The organism is Maribacter sp. HS (assembly GCF_048059195.1).
Classification (GTDB): Bacteria; Bacteroidota; Bacteroidia; order Flavobacteriales; family Flavobacteriaceae; genus Maribacter; species Maribacter dokdonensis.
The window spans coordinates 502,281-524,114 of record NZ_JAYLVV010000004.1 but is presented as its reverse complement, the minus strand read 5'-3'; the positions used below and the strand labels follow the sequence as shown (position 1 = coordinate 524,114).

The 21,834-nt window shown below is 36.4% G+C and carries 24 protein-coding genes; 2 read left to right on the top strand and 22 right to left on the bottom strand.

Annotation, left to right across the window (positions count from 1 at the left end; translation table 11 throughout):
- Positions 1 to 81: 81 nt before the first annotated feature.
- From VBZ51_RS11870 to VBZ51_RS11855, 4 genes are read right to left on the bottom strand one after another with little or no spacing between them, the layout of a single operon-like run.
- Positions 82 to 564 (bottom strand): hypothetical protein, encoded by a 483-nt coding sequence (locus VBZ51_RS11870; RefSeq protein WP_416577065.1) that lies wholly within the window; start codon positions 562 to 564, stop codon positions 82 to 84.
- On the bottom strand, positions 564 to 1,469 hold the full coding sequence (locus VBZ51_RS11865) for a hypothetical protein (protein WP_416577064.1): 906 nt from the start codon (positions 1,467 to 1,469) through the stop codon (positions 564 to 566). Before VBZ51_RS11865 ends, VBZ51_RS11870 begins: the two co-directional genes overlap by 1 nt.
- Before the next feature lie 12 nt (positions 1,470 to 1,481).
- Positions 1,482 to 2,567: a DNA cytosine methyltransferase gene (locus VBZ51_RS11860; protein ID WP_416577063.1), complete on the bottom strand. Its 1,086-nt coding sequence runs from the start codon at positions 2,565 to 2,567 to the stop codon at positions 1,482 to 1,484.
- Positions 2,551 to 3,591 carry an adenine-specific methyltransferase EcoRI family protein gene (locus tag VBZ51_RS11855; protein WP_416577062.1) on the bottom strand — a complete coding sequence of 347 codons (1,041 nt, stop codon included), beginning with the start codon at positions 3,589 to 3,591 and terminating at the stop codon, positions 2,551 to 2,553. The genes VBZ51_RS11860 and VBZ51_RS11855 overlap by 17 nt, the downstream gene beginning before the upstream one ends.
- 286 nt (positions 3,592 to 3,877) lie before the next feature.
- Between VBZ51_RS11855 and VBZ51_RS11850 the strand changes: the two genes are divergently transcribed.
- A complete protein-coding gene (locus VBZ51_RS11850; RefSeq protein ID WP_416577061.1) occupies positions 3,878 to 5,722 on the top strand; it encodes a cystathionine beta-synthase in 1,845 nt (614 codons plus the stop codon).
- Between the two features lie 17 nt (positions 5,723 to 5,739).
- On the opposite strand, the gene VBZ51_RS11845 is transcribed toward VBZ51_RS11850, so the two are convergent.
- The 15 genes from VBZ51_RS11845 to VBZ51_RS11775 form a co-directional block, all read right to left on the bottom strand.
- Positions 5,740 to 6,720 (bottom strand): PLP-dependent cysteine synthase family protein, encoded by a 981-nt coding sequence (locus tag VBZ51_RS11845; protein ID WP_416577060.1) that lies wholly within the window; start codon positions 6,718 to 6,720, stop codon positions 5,740 to 5,742.
- A 109-nt stretch (positions 6,721 to 6,829) separates the two neighbouring features.
- Complete coding sequence (locus VBZ51_RS11840; RefSeq protein ID WP_416577059.1) at positions 6,830 to 7,219, bottom strand: RidA family protein; 390 nt, start codon at positions 7,217 to 7,219, stop codon at positions 6,830 to 6,832.
- 97 nt (positions 7,220 to 7,316) lie between these two features.
- Positions 7,317 to 7,880 (bottom strand): Crp/Fnr family transcriptional regulator, encoded by a 564-nt coding sequence (locus VBZ51_RS11835; protein ID WP_416577058.1) that lies wholly within the window; start codon positions 7,878 to 7,880, stop codon positions 7,317 to 7,319.
- A gap of 95 nt (positions 7,881 to 7,975) precedes the next feature.
- Complete coding sequence (locus VBZ51_RS11830; protein WP_416577057.1) at positions 7,976 to 9,496, bottom strand: Dabb family protein; 1,521 nt, start codon at positions 9,494 to 9,496, stop codon at positions 7,976 to 7,978.
- Positions 9,497 to 9,529: 33 nt separating this feature from the next.
- Positions 9,530 to 9,961, bottom strand: a complete 432-nt coding sequence (locus VBZ51_RS11825; RefSeq protein ID WP_416577198.1) for a GlcG/HbpS family heme-binding protein — start codon at positions 9,959 to 9,961, stop codon at positions 9,530 to 9,532.
- A gap of 146 nt (positions 9,962 to 10,107) precedes the next feature.
- Positions 10,108 to 10,680, bottom strand: a complete 573-nt coding sequence (locus VBZ51_RS11820) for a Crp/Fnr family transcriptional regulator (RefSeq protein WP_416577056.1) — start codon at positions 10,678 to 10,680, stop codon at positions 10,108 to 10,110.
- Positions 10,681 to 10,700: 20 nt separating this feature from the next.
- Entirely contained in the window at positions 10,701 to 11,513 is an 813-nt protein-coding gene (gene thiD / locus VBZ51_RS11815) for a bifunctional hydroxymethylpyrimidine kinase/phosphomethylpyrimidine kinase (protein ID WP_416577055.1), read from the bottom strand.
- The gene (gene tenA / locus VBZ51_RS11810; protein WP_321827371.1) at positions 11,501 to 12,154 is read right to left on the bottom strand and encodes a thiaminase II; all 654 of its coding nucleotides are present in this window, start codon (positions 12,152 to 12,154) and stop codon (positions 11,501 to 11,503) included. Before tenA ends, thiD begins: the two co-directional genes overlap by 13 nt.
- Positions 12,133 to 12,774, bottom strand: coding sequence for a thiamine phosphate synthase (gene thiE, locus VBZ51_RS11805; protein WP_416577054.1), 642 nt, complete (start codon positions 12,772 to 12,774; stop codon positions 12,133 to 12,135). The genes tenA and thiE overlap by 22 nt, the downstream gene beginning before the upstream one ends.
- Complete coding sequence (thiM, locus tag VBZ51_RS11800) at positions 12,767 to 13,558, bottom strand: hydroxyethylthiazole kinase (protein WP_416577053.1); 792 nt, start codon at positions 13,556 to 13,558, stop codon at positions 12,767 to 12,769. Before thiM ends, thiE begins: the two co-directional genes overlap by 8 nt.
- A gap of 190 nt (positions 13,559 to 13,748) precedes the next feature.
- A complete protein-coding gene (locus VBZ51_RS11795; RefSeq protein ID WP_416577052.1) occupies positions 13,749 to 14,852 on the bottom strand; it encodes a polysaccharide lyase family 7 protein in 1,104 nt (367 codons plus the stop codon).
- A gap of 91 nt (positions 14,853 to 14,943) precedes the next feature.
- Entirely contained in the window at positions 14,944 to 15,903 is a 960-nt protein-coding gene (locus VBZ51_RS11790) for an NAD(P)-dependent alcohol dehydrogenase (RefSeq protein ID WP_416577051.1), read from the bottom strand.
- Positions 15,904 to 15,924: 21 nt separating this feature from the next.
- The gene (locus VBZ51_RS11785; protein WP_416577050.1) at positions 15,925 to 16,914 is read right to left on the bottom strand and encodes a 2-hydroxyacid dehydrogenase; all 990 of its coding nucleotides are present in this window, start codon (positions 16,912 to 16,914) and stop codon (positions 15,925 to 15,927) included.
- 98 nt (positions 16,915 to 17,012) lie between these two features.
- Positions 17,013 to 17,525, bottom strand: coding sequence for an ankyrin repeat domain-containing protein (locus VBZ51_RS11780; RefSeq protein ID WP_305523188.1), 513 nt, complete (start codon positions 17,523 to 17,525; stop codon positions 17,013 to 17,015).
- A 57-nt stretch (positions 17,526 to 17,582) separates the two neighbouring features.
- A complete protein-coding gene (locus tag VBZ51_RS11775) occupies positions 17,583 to 19,103 on the bottom strand; it encodes a catalase (RefSeq protein ID WP_416577049.1) in 1,521 nt (506 codons plus the stop codon).
- A 108-nt stretch (positions 19,104 to 19,211) separates the two neighbouring features.
- Here VBZ51_RS11775 and VBZ51_RS11770 point away from each other — a divergent pair, with 108 nt between their 5' ends.
- The gene (locus VBZ51_RS11770) at positions 19,212 to 20,135 is read left to right on the top strand and encodes a LysR substrate-binding domain-containing protein (RefSeq protein ID WP_416577048.1); all 924 of its coding nucleotides are present in this window, start codon (positions 19,212 to 19,214) and stop codon (positions 20,133 to 20,135) included.
- Positions 20,136 to 20,138: 3 nt separating this feature from the next.
- Here the strand turns inward: VBZ51_RS11770 and VBZ51_RS11765 are convergent, their stop codons facing one another.
- From VBZ51_RS11765 to VBZ51_RS11755, 3 genes are read right to left on the bottom strand one after another with little or no spacing between them, the layout of a single operon-like run.
- On the bottom strand, positions 20,139 to 20,990 hold the full coding sequence (locus tag VBZ51_RS11765; protein ID WP_416577047.1) for an SDR family oxidoreductase: 852 nt from the start codon (positions 20,988 to 20,990) through the stop codon (positions 20,139 to 20,141).
- Positions 20,991 to 21,011: 21 nt separating this feature from the next.
- The gene (locus tag VBZ51_RS11760; RefSeq protein WP_416577046.1) at positions 21,012 to 21,635 is read right to left on the bottom strand and encodes a ferric reductase-like transmembrane domain-containing protein; all 624 of its coding nucleotides are present in this window, start codon (positions 21,633 to 21,635) and stop codon (positions 21,012 to 21,014) included.
- A 1-nt stretch (position 21,636) separates the two neighbouring features.
- Positions 21,637 to 21,834, bottom strand: coding sequence for a hypothetical protein (locus VBZ51_RS11755; protein ID WP_215997759.1), 198 nt, complete (start codon positions 21,832 to 21,834; stop codon positions 21,637 to 21,639).

Below are 21,834 nucleotides of genomic sequence, written 5' to 3'. Positions count from 1 at the left end.
TGTGCTAAAATGCGTATTATTCCAGTTTATTTTTTTGTATCGCCAATCTATATTTTAGTTAATGACATTTGACATTGTCTTTTAAGTTATACTATTCATGAAATCAACACCTTGTTTTTTTTCGTCCCACTTAAGAACTTGAATTTTTCGACCTGGTCTAAATTCTAAAATATCCTTTCTGTTAAAGGAGGTTAGAAGTTTAGCTAGAGTTGAACCCATGCCTTCAGGTGCAATTAAAATTGAAAAAATAGGTAAGGCTATACAAGAATATCCAATTAATTGGGATAAATCAATAAGTTTAAGTTGACCTATTTTGACTTCAACAAATACGAGTTCTACCTTATCTTCATATTCTATAAAACCGGTAATGTCTTGTCGAATTTTGTAAGTAGGAAATTCAGAAAAAAAACGTTGATATTTTAACTTTATGATAAAATTAGATAAATCACTATCGTGAGTATCTAACACGGTAATACTTTTAGCTTTTCTACCAAAATCCCCTTTAAGTCTATTCTCAAGCCAAATTATTATATCCGGATATATTTCTATTTCGTTTTTATACATCAGTTCTGAATATAACAGTTTAAACAATTACATATTTCCTTATACGCATCGAAATGTTTACCTCTTATTTCGTTAGGTAAATCAGAATCATTTTCATCAGGATGTACTGGCTTTGTTTTTAATCTATTAATTGTTCCATCACATAACGGAATGGTAGTATCAAAATTTGATTTATTTATATCTGCCAATTCAGTTAAGGCCTGTCCTTTATGAGAAATATAAAAACCAATTTTTTGATAATCTTCAGCAAAAATCTTTATTTGATGTTCTTTAGCCCATGACCTGTTTCCTTTTTTATTGTTTGGGTCTCTTAAATTTGGATGACCATAATTTATATTTTGAATTGGCACTTGAATTGACTGTATAAGTCGACATAACTGAGGCGGGAGATTCCAATTTTTTTGAGTAATTTCTATATACACACGATGCCTGTATGGTTCAGAAAAGCCATAATAATTTGAAGGTCTGACATATCCAGTAACATCGCCAATACCTCGAATAAATTCTTTCTTATTGATTTCCGTTGATTCCAAAATTGGTTCTGGAACTTGAAAATCATGATAACTGAATCTTGTACCGTTTATTAAAAATTTAATGAATAACCATGCAATATCCTCCTTATCCCATTTTAAAACTAATGAAATGCTATTTTCTGAAACATTTTTAGCTACATTAATACCTATATTTTGGAGTCTAACGATTACTTGATCAAGACTCGTCTGAATATGTAGCTTTTGATCTAAATCTAATGATCTACCTCCTGTTACCTTTTGACTTTTATATTCAAAATCAATAATGATTTTTTTAACATCCTGATTATATTGGATTTCTCCTCTACCTGTAATCAACCCTAATAAGTATGAAATGTCAGGAGTTAAAAAATTTGAAATTTTATTTTTATCCATTTAATCTGATTTTTATTGGCCAATTGATAGTTCTTTAAATATATTGTCAGCAATAGCTTTTGCCATAAGTGGCGGAACTGCATTACCGATTTGAGCTCTAATGGCTACTTTAGGTCCATAAAAAATATAATTATCATCAAATGATTGTAATCTAGCGGCTTCCCTTGCTGTAATAGACCTATTTAAGAAAGGGTGGTTGTTTTTACCATTTGATGCTGCATCAAATCTAGTATCAATTGTTGGTGATGGTTTATTCCATTCTAATCTACCATAGGTTGATTTGAATTGTTGTTTACCTAATAACTCTTGAGGCAAATATTCTTTACCTTTTTCAGGTGGGATCATTTTAAGTTTATTTATTGCTACCAAAGCGTGATTAGATGCTTTATGATTGTACAATTTATCACTATCACGTCTCATCATTTTTTGATATTTAGAGCTAGACTCATTTATGTATTCTTGTTCAAAAGCCCCCTCATTCGAATCTAAATATGCTAAATCAAAAATTGCATCTTTGACAGTAACTAAATTTTTGACTGTGGGTGTTGGAAGGGAAATCTTTTTTATTTTACTACATATAAATATTGCTCTTTCTCTTGTCTGAGGAACTCCAAAGTCTGTTGCTTTTAGTATACCAACATCTACATGATATCCTAGTTTTTTGATCTCAGATTTAATTTGATCTTTAAACCACCCCTTTGAAGTTGAAAGTATACTCTTAACATTTTCAATTACAAATACCTCTGGCTGAATTCGGTTAACGATGTTCAAATACTCTTTAAATAAAAAATTGCGAGGATCCTCAAGCCCTAGCTTTTTTCCCTTCAACGAATATCCTTGACAAGGCGGGCCACCAACAATCATATTGACACCTCTTTCTATTGACAAATCGATGACCTTTTGTTTAATAAACTCTTCTTGTATATCACCAGTGATTACCTCGACCTCAGGCATGTTATTTTTTAAGGTTATCGCTAACTTCTCATTGATATCTAATGCAACCTTAGTCTTAAAGTGAAGATTTTTATGCATGCCATAGGACATACCACCGGCACCACAGAATAAGTCTAGTATTTTAAAATCAGCTATTTCTCTCAAATTTTATTTTTTTTATTAGAATCCTTTTGAAGAGTTCTTTTCCATTAACTATTGGTTTAAATAAATCATATTCATTGTCAGAACCATGATTAGCTTCTCCGATTATCTCAAATTGATCTTTGTTATGATATTTAAGAAAAGTTATTGGAACTCCCATTACTCCATTGTAATCCATTGGTATTTCAGATACTTTAGAGACATTAATTGCATCGTAGTTATCGTATTTAGGGTATTTATCTGGATCGTAAGAGCAGGTGAGTTTTAGATCTTTATGCTTTCTTTCGTTATCTAAATTAGTTAGCCACATTGCATTACCTAAACTTCTCCATTTTTGACCGTTTTCATCAATCCAGAAACGTGTTTCTCTTGGTGGAGTGTCATCAGGAACTTTGAAAGCCATATCACCGAATCGATATCCAATCCATGCTTCACCGTTTTTTATGTGAGGAAACACATCTTTATAAGTTATCGCGTTTTGATTCCCAATTAATAAATATTTTTTGTCGTGTTTCACAAGTAGTGAGAACAACTGTGTAAATTTTGAAAAAGGGGGATTTGTGACCACGATATCAGCTTCTTTCAAATATTCAATACATTCCTTACTGCGAAAGTCACCGTCTCCTTTAAGTTGTTTTACATTTCCCTCTTTATCTAGTAAACTTTTGATATTATAATCGTTTAAAGGTACATCATAGCCATCAGAAATATTTTCTACAACCAAAACATAGGCTGACTTTTTATTTAATCGAATATTCTTTTCGTCAATTAAATCAAGAGTCTCAACAATTCTAGAGCCTTTATATGATGTGCAAATCAATTTTTTTAATTTGAGGATATTGAAATATTTTAAAAAATATTTTGTGAATGCAGATTCATAGGGATCATCACAGTTACACAATACAATTTTTCCAGCAAATTGACTTGCGTATTTAGTTACTTCCTCTTCAACAGTTTTATAGGCAGTGTACCATTCATCTGTATTATGTGTATGTTTTGCTTTATTTAATATTGTATTGCCCGCCATAAACTCTTTTACTAATCACTTTTAATTATTTACGTAAATTTACTTTAGATTTTTTCAATTTGGCATAAGGTTTCGCTAAATGAAGTTTCAATTTGTTCTAACGGATAGTAACGAAGTTCTATATTTCAATTATTGTACGCAAGTACTTATAAAATGAGTTATGCAGAGTTATCAACGAAAATATAGTGCTAAAACTGCCAACTGTAACTGCATACTGATACTGCCCACTGAACACCAAACACTACTAATAATTACGTAATTTTGAGCTTTCAATAAATTGCTTAAAATGGAACTGAATAAAATGCTAGCATATATTACAAAGGTCATTGAACATATGCCACAAGATTGGTTGAACTTAACCACGCATAGGTTGGATATTTACAATGAAGAACTGGCTAAAGTCCAGTTTTTAGACCAGTTTATCCACCTAGCAAAAGAAGGGAATTTCAGCACTGCGGCATTGAGCAATTTACCTACGGCGTATGACTACATTCGTTTGGGTCACCCGTTGTCCTGCGTTCTAGAATGGGCAATTGGGAACATCAACGGGTTACCAGCTGAGCAGGTGATCAGTTTTCAATCCAAAACGGCACCTATTTTAGGCATTTTAAGAAAAAATCTTTTAGAACAGAGAAATACGCTTATCACATACACCAACGAGCTCCCAAGTGCATTTGATATTGATGTGCTAAAATCCATTTACGGTTTTTCATTTGAGCTGAAAAAAGTGGATAGTCCCGCTGATGTGGAATCGTTCAATGGCAGTACCATTTTCATCTCACAGCAACATGATAGTTCAGCAATAAGCGTATCATCACATATTGACTTTTACGTTAGTATGTATGCAGAATTGGGAAGTGTTTTGCTTATCAACGGTGCAAAAAATATAAATTACATTTCAGATATTCAGCATTTTAGACGAAGGGAAACCGTTGCCATGACACCTCATAATTGCTTGAACGCTTTACGGTCTTTGGTGCAATTACCGGCTGAAAATTCGGTAACCACCAACACAACGGAGCATAAAGCTGCCGTGTTGGATCTGATACGAGAGGTGAGTGGCAGCCAGACCACACCATTGGTAGCATCGAGCGGATTATCCGTTCAATATGCGATTCTAATGGGCTTGGTGCATGACGCTTTGAAAAACCATAAGGGCAAAGCCATTAAAATTGTGGTTCCACCTAATTGCTACGGTGGTACCAATGATCAAGCAAGGCGCGTTGCCGCTTGCAGTGATGCCATAGAAATTGTGGATTTACTGGTAGATGGTGATAATGATATGGTGCAAAGCATTGATCATGTTTTGGAACAAATAGCTGCCCAAGATGCCATTCCTTATATAATTGCGGAAATACCAACGAACCCGAGAGTTGAAGTTCCTGACCTTCAAAAACTAAGGGCTGTATTAAGTGCCAAACGAAAAACCGATACTGGGAGCCAGGCTATTGATCCCGTATTTATTTTGGACCAAACGTTTTGCCCAAATGTCCATTTTTTAGGGGATTCCGACGTTCTTTCATCTGTTAGAACCATTTCCTTTGCCAGTGGTTCTAAATTTCCAAGTGGTGGAAAGTGTACTGCCGGATATTGTATAGCGAATAAAAAAGCGGAAGCTTTGATCGAGAAAATACAGTTGCACTTAGCCCTTTGTGATAATGAGGCTACGGATTTGCAGTATGAAATTTTAGCAAAACAAATGCCGTCTATGATGCAGCGAATTTATGATGCCTATATCAATACACGAGATTTTGTTTCCTTTATAGAAAAAACATTGCCTACGGCTAAAATCAATTTTGTATCCGAGGCATTGGCAAAGGAAGGTTTTACACCATCGGTCTTTTCTTTGGACCTACCCACAAAAGGGCATACTCCAGAAGAAAAGGAGGCATACAAAAGAAAGATGAACGCCCTGTTGATCGATTTAATGATTACAGAAATACCCGATGAAAGTAAGTATTGCGTAAGCTACGGACAATTGAAAGGGTGTTATTGGACCATACCGGCAACATCAACTCAGGGTACCACCAAAGAGGACGATAAGGATTATATCGCCCGTGTATCGCTTTCCCCTAATATGGACCTAGAACGCCATAAAGAGGTCTTCTTAAAGTTCGTGGAACAAATGTAAAAATGGCTAGGGTAGGGCTATTCTATGTAGCCCTGCTTGCGCATCCAATCATCATTGAACATTTTGCCAACATACCTGCTACCATGGTCATGAAATAAAACCACCACAACATCATCTTTGGTAAAGTGTTTCTTTAACTGCAAAACGCCTTTAATGGCAGAACCGGCAGAATTGCCCAAGAACATGCCTTCTTCCTTTGCCAAACGCTGGGTGTATACCGCACCGTCTTTATCGGTTACTTTGGTAAATCCGTCAATAATATCAAAGTCTACGTTTTTGGGTAGAATGTCTTCGCCAATACCTTCGGTTACGTAAGGGTAGATTTCTTTCTCATCAAAAATTCCCGTTTCGTGGTATTTTTTGAATACGCTACCATAGGTATCTATACCCCAAACTTTTATCTTGGGATTCTGTTCTTTTAAATACTTGCCCACACCAGAAATTGTTCCGCCCGTACCCACACCAACTACAAAATGAGTAATCTTACCATCGGTCTGTTTCCAAATTTCCGGTCCGGTGCTTTCGTAATGTGCTTTGGCATTACTTGGGTTGTCATATTGATTCACGTACCAACTATTAGGCGTCTCTTTCGCCAATCTTTTGGAAACCGAATAATAGGATCGTGGATCATCTGGCTCAACAGCAGTAGGGCACACGACCACTTCTGCACCTACGGCACGTAAAATGTCGCACTTTTCTTTGGACTGTTTATCCGCCAATACAAAAATACATTTGTAGCCTTTTACAATGGCAGCCAACGCCAAGCCCATACCTGTATTGCCAGATGTACCTTCAATAATGGTGCCGCCAGGTTGCAATCTTCCATCCGCTTCAGCATCTTCGATCATCTTTAAGGCCATACGATCCTTAACCGAATTACCAGGGTTAAACGTTTCATATTTAGCCAATACCAAACAAGGCAATTCTGCCGTAAGTGTATTGATTTTTACAAGGGGAGTATTACCAATTGTTCCCAATATATTTTCTGCGTATTCCATAGCTGCTATTAAAGTCTTTCAAAAGTATAAAACGAGAATGACGAAAGCAATTTTGTTGCATATACATCAAAAATTAAATGAATCTTTTCTTTTGGTATGATAACGATAACTACCGCACCACAGTAACCTCCAACTCAACTTTTAAGGTTTCAAATAGGCTCTTAACTTCCAATACGGTACTGGTCTGTTTTATCCCATGCTTTTTTACCCAGTCTTGAAAAATATCAAAAGAGGCAAAGAATTCATCTGATGACGTGGTATAAATATTTAATCGCACAATATTCTTGCACGCATACCCGGCTTCATCAATGACCTTTTCTAAATTGCTTATGGTGTCCGTAAGTTGGCTTCTCATATCGCCAGTACTTGATATACCGGCATCATTAATGGCTGTTTGACCGGAGATGTACAACGTTGCTTCGGGCTTTACGACTTCAACCGCTTGAACATAACTTCTTTCATTCTGCCATTCCCAGGGATTAATTATTCTTCGTTCCATGCTATTTTATATTTGGTGTCCATTTTTACACTACAAATATTTGAATTAAAGCACCGTTCAAGTGTGACATACATCACAATTATAAAACTAGGAAAGGCTAAGAGGATAATCTGCTAAGTGTTTCTCGTGATACGCCCAAATAAGAAGCTAACAAGGTTTTTGGTACGCGTTGAAATAATGCAGGATGTGTTTTGAGCAATTGTTCATACCTACCCTTGGCGTCTGATGTTAGAAAAGATACAATCCTATTTTGCGAGGCGATATGACCTAAATTTGATTTCATTAAAAAGAAACGCTCCATTTTTGGAAATGCCGATGACAAGGCATGATAATTGTCAAGGGGTAAAGCGTATACACTTGTGGGTTCAATGGACTGCAATGACATGGAAGCCTTGGTTTGCATGAAATAGGCGGAAAAATCACTTTCCCACCAATCTTCCATAGCAAATGAAATAATATGTTCCTTACCATCTTGGTCTACTAACACCAATTTTAAGAGTCCGGAGACAATAAAATAACAGTTATTTACTTTTTCTCCCTGCTGGATAAGAAAATCCTTTTTACCATAATTTTCGAATGAGAAGTATGAAAGCACTTCTACAAATTCATGATCTGTAAGAGGTACTAGTTTTTGAATATGTTGTTTTAACTTCTCTTCCATTGATTATGAACCAAAGGTCGATATTATTAAAAAACAAAGCAATTACATGTTACTGTACTTATAATCAAATTATTCACGGTGTTTTTGATGATGGACTATTCCTCTGTCCAATAATCCATTACCAAAACATCGGCAATGATAGGACCTACTTTGGCTACCAAATCTAAGTGGGCTTTATGAAAAAGGTATATTTCCCTACCGTGTTCATCGTTAAATGTCAGCGTGAAGGTATGTGTAAAACCTTTGGTGGCGCCTTCTTCACTATCATTTATTCCCCATTCCAATGCCGTAATCTGTGGAATTTGGTCTTTAAGGGCTACAAAAGCTTGTTCCGCTTCTTTAATCTGCGCTTTGGTAGCATCTGATTTATATTTTAAATGAACCACGTGCCTCAATTTTTTATGATCTCTATTTATTTTGGGCAGTACGTTGTAGGTCACCAATTTATGTAAATCGAACCGAAACGAACCTGCAATGAGAAAATCCTTTTCGTCAATGGAGTGCGACCTTAAACCGTAATAAATGGAATACCCCGTTTCCAAATAGTTCATAGGGCTAAGAATCCCTTCCTTATTCAACTTAAGCAATTGTATAGCCTCATCATCTCTAGTACCTACCGCCAATACCGCTTCATCAGTATTTACCGAAATGACTTCAATTCTTGTTTGTCCGGATAGTTTGGTGCTCTCGTCATCCTTTAGAACAAAGTGTGGTACTAATGCTCCCTTCTTATCGACCTTAAAAACACTTACACCATCTCCATGGTACACAAAATCTTTTCTTTTTATAAAATTGCCCCTTTTGTAGTATTTATGATGTCTGTGACCTACAATTACATAATGCTGATCTTCCAAGGTAACCCCGGTAACTGGGTAAGTGCCCGTAAGGTAACGATCTGTTTTGTTGTCACTTATATTGTTTATATTCTTGAACGTTCCATCTTCATACACCCTAAAGCTGCTAACGCCATTATCTTGAAAACCACCGGTATATAAATAGGTTTTACCTTTTATTTGATGCACATACATGCCAATAATACCATCTGTATGTACCGTTTCATCATCTTTCATTGACTGTACGTGGGTAAGCGCTCCATTTTCCTGAATTTGAAAACAACTTAGACCGGGATTTTCCTCTAGTCCGCCAACAAACAAATAAGACCCATTTTTCATATGTACTACCTGTAAGGTAATGGCAGTGCCCAAATAGGTATCTTCTGTATCTTCGGTCAATGCCGTACGTTCTAAAGATCCTGAATCCAATATTTTAAAACTTTCAATTACATTTCCATGCTTGTTGGCTACAAATAAAAAGTCATTGTTTTTTATACGGGTGGCTACCATACCCCGTGCCGGACCTTTTTTCATATGCAATTCATGGCCGCTTATGGGAGAAAGAATTCCGTCTTCATTTAAACCATACACATCTATATTGCCCACACCGCCGGCAAACACATAATGTTTACCGCCTTTCTCATAGCTAGTAACAGAAACAGTATTCTCTCCAGAAATGGCTTTAAAATCCTTTCTATACAGCATTAAATCATCCGTAGACTGTGCATTGCCTATCTGCGCTATCGCGAAAATTGCAGCAAGCACATATTTAAATGTATTCATGATTTTCTTGTTGTTCGTCGTCATTATGTATGCTTAATTTAAAACGAATTTGGCACCTGCAATGGCAATTTCCCTGTCTTGATCTATAGTACCGCCACTAACACCAATTGCCCCAATGATTTCTCCTTGCTTGTTTTTAATGGGATAGCCACCGGGAAAAGTCATGAGTCCGTCATTAGAATGTTCAATATTATAAATAATACCGCCAGGTTGTGTCAGTTCGCCCAGTTCACCGGTATCCATATTAAAATACCTTGCCGTTTTTGCCTTTTTGATCGCTACATCAATACTTCCTAAAAAAGATTGGTCCATTCTTATAAACGCTTTTAGGTTAGCACCGGCATCTACCACGGCTATATTTACAAGTACGCCATCGGCTTCCGCTTTTGACTTTGCTTCAAGTAACACTTCCAAAGCTTCATTGTGGGTAATGTTGTAGGTCACTTGCGCATAAGCGCCATCCATTAGTATTAAAAATACCAATGTAAGTATCAGTCGGTTTACTTTTCGTAATTGTTTCATACCTCTCTATGCTGTTTTGCTTTACAAAAATTGAAAACAGTACCGAGAATAAAGTTGAACTTGTTCAACTATGGTTAATTTAATGAAATTTAAAGCTGTTTTTTTATTTTACTTAGAAATTCATGTGTGATGCCGAGATAGCTAGAAGTCTGCCGATCCGTTAATTTAGAAGCAATTTCCGGGTAGGTAGATGTGAAGAGAAGATATCTTTCTTTTGCCGTTAAGCTATGGTTTTGCACCAACCTGCGCTGCCATGCCACGACGGACTTCTGAAACATGATGCGAAACAATTTTTCTGCAGACGGTATTGCCGCGTATAGTTGTTCCTTGTTCTTCCTGTTAATAATTAGCACTTGACTATCCTCTAAAGCCTGAATGTTCAATTCTGAGGGTTTGTTGTTCATAAAACTATCTATGTCCATAAGCCACCAATCTTTTGCGGCGAAGAACATGGTGTTTTCATTACCTTTTTTGTCCAAGGTAAACGTTCTAAAACAACCTTCTAGCACAAAACCTTCAAACTTGCAGATTTCACCTTGTTGTAATATGAAATCTTTTTTATCAATAGTCTTTAGATGAAAATAGCTGCTAAATTCTTCTTCTTCATCTTTTGATAAATGAACAATTTTATTGACGTGCGCTATTAAAGGGTCGAAAATCATTGATGGTCTTATATTCTGAGTTACAATCCAAAATGATTAATAGGACCATTGCCATGACCCAAGATTTTATCTTTACCCGCGGCAATAGCTTGGTTTACGTAATTACACCCTTTTGTAATTGCTTCATCCATAGAAAATCCTAGACTTAAATAAGCTGCAATGCTTGAAGAAAGACTACAACCGGTACCATGTACATTAGTAGTGTTTACCCTTGGGTTGGTGATGATTTTTACTGTTTTGGTCTCATGAACATAAAAAACATCGGTCATAATAAAAGAATCATTATCCACATGACCACCTTTCAACAAAACGGAGATTTGGAATTCTTCACCAATTTTTTGTGCCATAACTTTCATGTTGTCCACATTGATTTTTTCATTGATCAATAATTCCGCTTCGGGTATGTTAGGCGTAATCAAGCTTACCTTTGGTAGGAAATCCTTTAAACATTCAATAGCATCGTCCGCAATTAATTTATGACCGGATGTACTCACCATAACAGGGTCCAATACAATATTAGTTGCTTTATACTCGGTCAATTTAGCCGCTACCACATTGATTACCTCGCAAGAATGGAGCATACCAATTTTAATGGCGCCAAAATAAATATCACTCAATACGGCATCTAGTTGTTTTTCCAAATGTGCAATGGGTATAGCGTGTATATCTGTTACACCTTGCGTATTCTGAGCCGTAGTGGCCGTTATTACCGTTGCCGCAAATGCACCGCAGGCGCTAATACTTTTAATATCTGCCTGTATACCTGCACAACCCCCAGAATCGCTCCCAGCGATACTTAACACACTATTATAGGTTCTATTTAAATCTTCCATGCTTCTTTATTATAGGCGCTATCCCAAAACATCCATTCCAATTTAGATGCTTTTATAAAAGCTGTTTTCATTTTTTGTAAAACTTCTTCCGGAGCATTTTCCGCATACCTATTGGTAATAGCTACCGCATTATTGACCGAAGCTGCAAATTCTTCTCCACCATAGGTATCTATCCAATCTTGATATGGGTTATCTGCTTTATTGGTTTGGTTTTCTTGAATGTAATCCCCAATTTCTTTGTAAATGGTAAAGCAGGGGAGCACGGCTGCCAGCGCTTCTTCTAAAGAATGGTTTGCTACCATACGCGTTAAATAACTAGTGTACAATTCACAAGTAGGCGAGGGCTCATGTGTTAACCGATTATCTTTCAAGAAAATTTGATGAAGCGCATTTTCAACATGAATAATGCCGGTTGCCGAATCCAGAAAAAACTGTGTGTCGTTTTCATGCTGACACTTAACACCCACTGTAGCAAGTACTTTTTTATACTCTGCCAAATACATGGCGTCTTGATTGATATAAAATTGAAATACATCCGATGATAGCGTGCCGTTCATCAGTTCTTTGATAAAGGGCTGTTGTTTTATTGCTTCTAGAATAAAATCTGTTTCTTGTCTTACTAGTGTGTACCAGTCTTGCATACTATTTGTTTTAATTCTTTTGTTGCCGTTAGAGGTTCAACTGCTTTTGAAATTGCGGAAACTACGGCAATACCGTCGGCACCGTTGCTTATAATCTCCGCTGTATTGTTTTTGTTGACACCACCAATACAGACCACAGGTTTGTCATATACTTTTCGTATTGATCTAAGACCCGAAATTCCTAAAGGTTTTGCCAAGTCTGCAGTTTTCGTATCCGTTGAAAAAATAGGGGAGATGCCAATATAATCTGCCGCTTGGGCATTATCCTTTATAGCTTGTTCCAAAGTACTTACCGATAGTCCGATAATGGAATTTTTTCCTAGTAGACGTCTGGCAACATTAAATGGCATATCGGTTTGTCCAATGTGAACTCCGTTTGCATTCACTGCCAGAGCAATGTCTATACGGTCATTAATGATCAATGGAATGTTATAAACAACACACAACTCTTTTGCATGAACGGCACGTTTGTAAAATGTAGCCGTGTCGCAGGTCTTCTCACGTAATTGTACCGATGTTACACCGCCCTTTAAAGCAGCTTCTAGAATAGCAAAAAAGGTATTATCGTCCCTAATACTATCATCGGTAACATACATTAAAGCGTAATCTATTTTAGGCATTCGTCTTAACTTTTACCGCTAAAACTTCAGGGGAAAGCTCATATAGACTATCATAAAAATTCATTTGAAGACTACCCGGACCGGCACTCTTTTCATTTGCCATATCACCTGCAACGCCCATTATGGCCATTGCCGCAACTGCAGCTAAATGTGTATTTTCCTCAACACCCAAACAAGCACCTACCATAGCGGTTGCCGTACAGCCCATTCCGGTAATTTTTGCCATTATCGGGCTTCCATTTTCTATTTTGCTAATAGTATCTGCAGTGATGATGTAATCTATAGCACCACTGATCACTACGGTATTATTGAGTTGCTTGGCAAGTAGGGTAGCACCCTCAATGGCATCTTGGGTGTCCATAGTACTATCAACACCCTTAGTGGAATTGGTCAATTTTGCCAGGGCCATAATCTCCGAGGCATTTCCACGAATTACATTGGGTATTGCTGTCTCTATGATCTTCTGTGCCACTTCCGTTCTGTATGCAGATGCACCAACGCCAACCGGGTCGAAAACAAAAGGGGTATTGGTCGCCTTGGCTTGTGCTGCAGCCATTAGCATACTTTCTACCCATTTTTCGCTCAGTGTTCCCATATTGATAACCAGCGAAGAAGAAATAGTAACAATATCCTTGACCTCTTCTTTAGCGTGAGCCATTACAGGAGATGCACCAACAGCCAATAAAGCATTGGCAGTATTGTTCATGACTACATAATTGGTAATGTTATGAACTAAAGGACTCTTACTTCTTATTTCTTGTAATATCTCGGAAATACTGCTCATTGAATAATTATAATCGGTTATTTTGGTGAGCAACTAAGTTCGCTAAATTCAAAAAAATAGAAAACAATAATGTATTAGTATTGTGTAAAGTTATTAACGTTAGTTTCTTAATAATGATTTAAATAGCTTAAGCAAACAGTTTTTTGAACAATAGACGTCTACATTTCAATGGCTGATATGGTAGCCACCTTTACTTTGATTTGTAATCATCGTTTTTAGAAAAATACCCTTCGTTTGATACTGCAGCATCGCTAACTTCTATACCAGCCGTTTTGAACCAAACTTCTGCATAATTACCATCGGCATATTGCTTTTGAATATCGCCACCATGGGTTTCTGCACCAGAACACCAGTTCATGTTTTCATCTGGAGATTTTCCGTTGGTTTGATTATAAGCGCCCAATTTAAAAAAGCAGCCTTCACCAGCGTATGCCTCTTTGCGTTCAACACCATCTTGACCAATTGGGAAGAACAATTTCTTGGTTTGCTCAGGTATATCCGCCTGTGTTGGGTATTCCGATTCCAATAAATTTTTGGTAAACGTTTTGGTATCATGTCCGTCACTCATAAACTTTAAGCTCATGATACCGTCTTTTACAATAACCTCATAGCTGAATTCTTCACCTAGCGCTATGCCATCTTCAGGTTCCGCAGGATAAGTATCCACAGTTTCACCAACTACCGAAAAATCATTGCCCCAAACAGCGGTAGAGTAGTCCCATCTCTTAGAATTATCATCGCCAGCGGTATTGATCTCATAATGCCAAAATACAGAGCCTTTGGTATGACCTGGGTATTTTTTATAAAAGATTTTCAATGGCTCGTTTTCAAAGGCATCTGCGCTATGAATTTGACCCACAACTACCGCGTGGGTTGCTGCCACACGGGCATCTCCCGTAGATGACACGTTCATTACTTTAAGAGTTGCCGTCAATTTGTCATTTGCCGTTTTTGGGTACCATTTTTTAATTTGCGCCAGTTCGGTCCTGGTATTATTGGAAGAGCCATGGGTATTGCCACCATTGGGTGCTTTAAAAACTACCCAATCATCTTTACCATCATTGGCAACGTAGAAGAAATCTTTGTTTTCAAAGTTATTGGCTATTCCCGCATTTGAACCATCGCCCAAAATTAATTTCCAATCATCAAAGAACGGAATTACCTCACTTGCGTAAACCATTTCTTCTGGATCATTCTCAATAGGAGCATCATTTGTTTTCTTGGTTGTGTTCTTACAATTAGTAAAACAAAAAATTGTTACTAACGATGCCAAGGCAATTATATGTTTTTTCATTTTCTTACGATATAAAGCGATAAGATAGGAATAGTTTAAACAATTAATAAATTATAGGATATTTTCTATTGAGATAATGAAGAATAACCTTCTATTCATGAATATCTTGCCAAACCATTACCACTTTACCTCGTGTACGCATTTTTTCAATATGTGCTATTGCTTCTGGTATCTGGGTATACGGATATGACTTTTCTATGTGGACCTTGATTTGTTCTTCTTTAATAAGAGAAGCCAAAACTTTCAAATCTTTAGTATTCGCTTCAGCCGTAAATTGGGTCAATGGGAACTTACTGAAAGCTTTTTTCAATAAAACGGCAAACATATGCCCTATAGTAGTAAAACCAACCATAACACCTCTTTTGCCCATTCGTGTATAATCGGAATGTGTTAGATTGCCATGAACATCAATGACTACATCATAATCTCCTTTATGCTGGTGAATATCTTCCTTATCATACCCGATGGTATTATCTGCGCCCATTGATTTTACAAAGTCCGAATTTCTGGAAGAACATACAGCCGTAACATGTGCTCCGTATGCCTTGGCAATTTGGACCGCAAAATGACCCACACCACCAGATGCCCCATTAATCAATACAGATTCTCCATTTTTTATGTTTCCATGCGTAATTATTGCCTGATAAGCTGTTAGACCGGCAATGGGAACACCTGCCATGGTAGTGAATTTTGTATGCTCTGGCATTTTAGCACAGACATTGGCCGGAACACAAGCAAATTCTGCAAAAGCACCACCATCTAACATTTCACCAAATACATGGTCTCCATTTTTAAAATGCTGCACGCCAGAACCAATTTCTACTATAATTCCTGCAAAATCAGCACCTAATATGGCATCCTTGGGTTTAAAAAGTCCGAACGAAAATCTAGCAAAAAAGGGCTTTCCCTGTAGAATATGCCAATCCGCCGCGTTAGCGGAATTCGCCATTACCTTTACCAAAATATGATTGGTTTTAACTACCGGTTTAGCAACTTCTTCCATTTGAAGAATCTCCGGACCGCCATATTTATACTTGGTAAATGCCTTCATATCCTCTAAAATTGAAATTAGTTACTTTACCTCGTTCTCTAACTCGCTACTTGTCTCAAATGATTTAATATTGTTTAAGGTGATCGTAGTTATTTGATCCATTGCTTCTTTTGTAAAATATGCCTGATGCGATGTAATCAACACATTAGGGAAACTTAATAGTCTCAATATCATATCATCTTGAATGATATGTTCTGAATGATCCTCAAAAAACAGATTTTCTTCCTGCTCATAAACATCGATTCCCAAATACCCTATTTTTCTATCTTTAAGTCCGGCAATGGCATCTTCCGTTTTGATCAGGGCACCTCTACTGGTATTGATGATCATAACACCATCTTTCATTTTAGCAATAGATGCTTTATTGATGATATGCTTGGTATGTTTGTTTAAAGGACAGTGCAACGATATAATATCCGATTTTTGAAATACTTCTTCAAGCGGTAAAAATTCTATCCCTGCAGCTACCAGTTCTTCATTTTCAGCAATGTCATATGCAATGAGCTTACTTCCAAAACCTTTTAATAATTTACTGAATGTTGCTCCAATTTTTCCCGTTCCAATAATACCTATGGTTTTATTGCTCAGGTTGAAACCAATAAAGTTCTTTAATGAAAAGTTGCCTTCCCTGACCCGGTTGTAAGCTTTGTGCGTTTTACGGTTAAGGGTCAATATTAAAGCCAAGGCATGCTCTGCAACCGCTTCTGGCGAATAGGCAGGCACCCTTACTACTTTTATGCCTTCTTTGTCCGCAGCTTCTAAATCTACATTGTTGTAGCCAGCGCAGCGTAGTGCTATTAGTTCTATACCGTTGGCGGATAATATTTTAATAGTTTCTTCATTGACTACATCGTTTACAAAAACACATACCACATTGCAATCTGCCGAAAGTTTGGCAGTATCTGGATTTAAAGCGGTTTCATAAAATGAAAAATTATAGTCATATTCGGCATTATACTTTTCAAAATACTCTTGGTCATAAGATTTGGTACTGAATACGGCAATGTTCATTAAGATAGTTTTGATGATGAATAGTATCTTAAAGTTAACTATACTAGTTTAGTAATCCAATCCTATTTCACGAGTTTTTAGAATGGTGTTGTTACTATCTATTTTAATAGTTCGGCTATTTCATTATTGCCCTGCATTTTTGCATGTGATAAGGCCGTATTACCACGGTTATCCTTAATTGTTGCGTCAGCGCCATTTTTTAGCAAAAAATTGACAATATCTTTATGACCAAAAGTACTAGCATAAATTAACGCCGTTGCATCATTATAATTTTGCTGATTGACCTTGGCTCCGCTGTCAATAAGCATTTTAGCTATTTCAAAATTACCTTTAAAACAAACACCCATTAATGCGGTATTGCCAGATGTATCTTTAGCATTTACATCGCAACCTTTCTCCAATAGAAATGAAACAACCTCTTTTTGGTTGTTATATGCTGATAATATTAAAGGGGTAAACCCCTTACTATCAACGGCATTTATTGACTCCTTATTTTGATTGTAAAGATTGCGTAATGTTTCTACATCTCCAGTTCTAGAAGCCTCAAAAATGTTTTGAGCGTTACCTGTAAGTGTACTTATCATAATAGTTAGTATTAGTAAATTCTTCATTATTTTCTGTATTGGAAAAGAGGATGCATAATAGCACCCTCTTTTTAGTATAAATATTTAATGCATGAAATCTTTCTGTGAAAAACCTAGTGCTTTTGCTAAAGCCATTCCAAAATTCCTATCTGCTTGATAGAAATGACCAATCATGGTTTTTTGAATGTTTTTATCTGTTACAGCACTTAAATCGCCACTTAAGTTTTTAATTAAATTTTCTTGCTGTTGTTTAGATAGCGTTCTATAAAAATCCCCAGCTTGGGCAAAATCATTGGTTTTAGAGATTTTCTTTTGTGTAATAGTTACATTGCTAAGTGTAGTTTCTGATTGCTTGTATTGTGGATCTTCTGCTAAAGCCGCTTTTGAACTTGGTTGGTAGTTCACATCCGGATTTTCAAATCTTTTATTTCCTGCACTGTTCCAACTATCAGAATTATAGTTGTTAGGTTCTTCTAAAGGCTTGTTGACTTCCAATTGTAAAAAATTAGGACCAAGACGATGTCTTTGTGTATCAAAATAAGAGAACAATCTACCTTGTAACAATTTATCCTCAGAAGGTTCTACACCTGGAATTAAAGCACCTGGAGAGAAAGCAATACTTTCTACCTGCTCAAAAAAGTTTACCGGGTTCTTATTTAAAGTCATGGTACCAATTTTAATTTTTTCAATTTTATCGGCTGGCCAGTCTTTAGTTGCATCTAAAGGCCAAAAGTCGAAAGAATGCATGTCCTCTGGCTTGATTAACTGCACATACAAATCCCATTGAGGATAATTTTTATCGTCAATATCCTTTCTTAAGCTCATGGTAGCATGTTGCCAATCTTTGCCTTGTTGTTCAGCGGCTTCTTCAATAGTCAAGTTTTTCTCTCCTTGTTTAGAAACCCACGAATACTTTACATAAGTAACATCTCCTTCGGCATTTATCCATTTATAACCGTGCACACTGCTACCGTTCATGTATTGGTATCCTTTTGGAATACCTAAATCCGTATATAATCTTGTAAGCATATGTGTAGATTCTGGCACATGCGAAAAGAAATCGAAAAATCTGTTAGGATCCTGTTTATTGGTTACAGGCGAAGGTTTTAACGAGTGTACCATGTCCGGGAATTTAATGGCATCCCTGATAAAGAAAATTGGCAAGTTGTTACCTACGATATCATAATTTCCTTGTTCCGTATAAAACTTAACGGCAAAACCTCTTGGGTCTCTTGCAGTTTCAGGAGAACCTTTTCCATGTATTACGGTAGAGAAGCGAACGGCAAGGTCTGTCTTTTTGCCAACTTGTGAAAATAATACCGCTTTTGTGAACTCGGACATATCTTTAGTAGCTTCAAAATACCCCGATGCTCCTGCGCCTCTAGGGTGTACCACTCGTTCTGGAATTCTTTCCCTATCAAACGCTGCCAGTTTTTCTACCAAATAAATATCTTCCAATAAAACGGGTCCATATTCACCTACGGTTTTGGAATTCTGATTATCGCTAACTGGAACACCACCATTTGTAGTTATTGTGTTGTTAGACTGGGCCAAACCTACACCTGCCAAGGCTAGGGTAATAAGCGTCACTAATCTTTTTTTCATTCTTTATAGATTTATGTTATAATGATGAAGCAAAATTCAATTAGAAGCGCTTATCAATCAAATTAATACTCTATATACTTGTATTGCTAAAATTAATATGCCACCTAAATGACCTTGCAACAATTAGAATATGTGATTGCACTAGACGCTTATAGACACTTTGTTACGGCCGCAGAAAAGTGTTTTGTTACCCAACCTACCATAACCATACAGGTTAAAAAATTAGAGGATGAAATAGGATTTTTAATTTTTGACAAGAGTAAGTTCCCTCTAAAGCCTACCAGTTTAGGGGAAATGTTCATATTGAAGGCTAAGATGATATTGAAAGAAGCCTGTGAACTTAAAAATATGGTGAATATTGAGTTGAACAGTATTGAAGGGGAATTTCGTTTAGCCGTATTGCCCACAATTTCATCTTATTTGATCCCATTAATTTCCGGACCATTTTCAAAGAAATATCCCAACACAAGATTGATGATTGAAGAAATGGAAAGTGACCAAATTATAAGGTCTTTACACAATAAGGAAATAGATATAGGTCTATTGGTAACACCATTGAACGATGCCCACCTAAGGGAAATAAAACTATACAATGAGCCTTTTGTGTTTTATGGGCAGCCTGGTTTTATAGATAAGGATAAGAACAAAATATCTGTTGAGGAAATAGAAGGGTTAACTAATTTATGGTTACTGGAGAAAGGACATTGTTTTAGAAACCAGGTTCTAAATATTTGTGGGCACACCAATACTAACGGAAACATTCAGTTTCAAAGCGGTTCTATTGAAGCTTTAAAGAAAATGGTAGATAATTATGGAGGATTTACATTAGTGCCTGAAATGGCCATTAGCACTAATGATAATGGCCATGTACTTCATTTTCAAAAACCAAAACCGGTTAGGGAAGTAAGTCTAGTTGTTCAACAAACTTTTTCAAAAGAGGTGTTATTAGATGCACTTAGACATGAGATTTTAGATAAAACTCCTAAAGAATTTGAAAAGAACCAACGCTTTATAAAGATTAATTGGCGTTAGCCATCAGTTTCCTAAATTAAAATCCGTTATCATTTCTAAATTTGATATATGCTCTCTACCGGCAGCCTTTTCATAATCCGAGTGTACATCATTGGCACCGCTTTTAATTCCCTCGTAAATGCCTGCAATTACCGTACCCATAAAATCACCTAATGCGGCTTTTCTATCTGCTGCATAACTATCAATTGTTACTGAATTATAGATCAAGTTAGTACCATACACCTTATTGATGTTTTCGGCCAACTCACTTTGTGTAACGGGTTCGCCAATTAGGTTATAAACATTGCCATTATGTTTGTTTTCTACGAGTAATTTTGCATAGGCAAAACCTAGTTCTTCTCGGCTGGTATAGGTACATTTTCCTTGACCGGCACAGTTTTCTATTCTTCCTTCTTTTACATAGGTATCTATATATTCCAAATCTGGTTCTATGTAAATTCCGTTTCTTCCTATAACCCAGTTGAGTCCGGAATTCTGTACATCTTTTTCTGTTTGACGGTTGCTTTGTACAATAGGGCTGAAGGCGTTATTAATTTCATCTCCCACAATACTGGTGTACACTATTTTTTGTACTCCATTTTGTTTGGCAGCTTCAATCACATTTCTGTGTTGCTGAATTCGTTTTTGAGGTTCATCCATGCCAGATACCAAAAGAACGGCATCTACACCTTGTAATGCTTCATTAAAATCCTCGCGACTATTGTAGTCTCCCTTTCTGATTTCTACATCTAAATATGTAGCTTTTTCAGGTGTTCTGGCAATGCCGATTACATTTTCTTTTCCTATTAAATTGATAAGATGCTTTACAATGGATGCACCTAATTTTCCACTTGCCGATGTTACTGCTATTTTCATAGTATTAGTATTTTGATTTATTTACAGCTTTACTTGTTTTGTTCTTAATGCGATGATTTTCTCTTTTATTACAGGTATTCTAATGAAAAAGCCAATACCAACAATTATGGCATAAACCATCCATGTTTTCTCTAAAATAGCTACGTGTAAAAGGCTAAGTATAATAGCCCAATATGCCAAACTTTGAAGCTTTTTCCATGTTCGTTTTAATTTTTTCATCCACTTTCTGCTTGAAGTGAACAACAACGGAATCAATATTAAAACGGCTATGAATCCGGCTATATAATTGAATTGGGTGAAGGTTTCTGAAAAACCTTCTGCCCAAATAAATATGACAAAATGCAACAGACTCCATACAGCCGTAACTATACCCATAGCTTGTCTTACAAATAGATTATGGATACCAAACAGGATAAAAAACGGAGTACAGGTCAACACGGCGGTCATCCATCTTATTGAAAATTCACCTGTGATATGATATAACATTTCTAAAGTTGACATGCCTTCTTTACCTCCATTTTCAACTAAAGTGAAAACAAATCCATTAGAAGTATCAATTTTAAACATGGCACTTAAAATGAACATTGGTATTATGGCAAGAATGGTTACTATGATCCAGCCATAATTCTTTTTTATAAATGGCATATTATAAAGAGGCTTTTAGTTCGTTCAATTCTTTTTCCAAAGCTTCTGCTTTGTCCTTAAACTTTTGCATTGCCTTTTTCATTTGACCAATTTTTTTGAATGCCTCATCATCTTGCACTGCGGTGTACGTTGTTACACCATCTTTTTCTTTGAATTTTGACTTACTGCCACATGTTGGGCAAATTTTTATATCACTCAT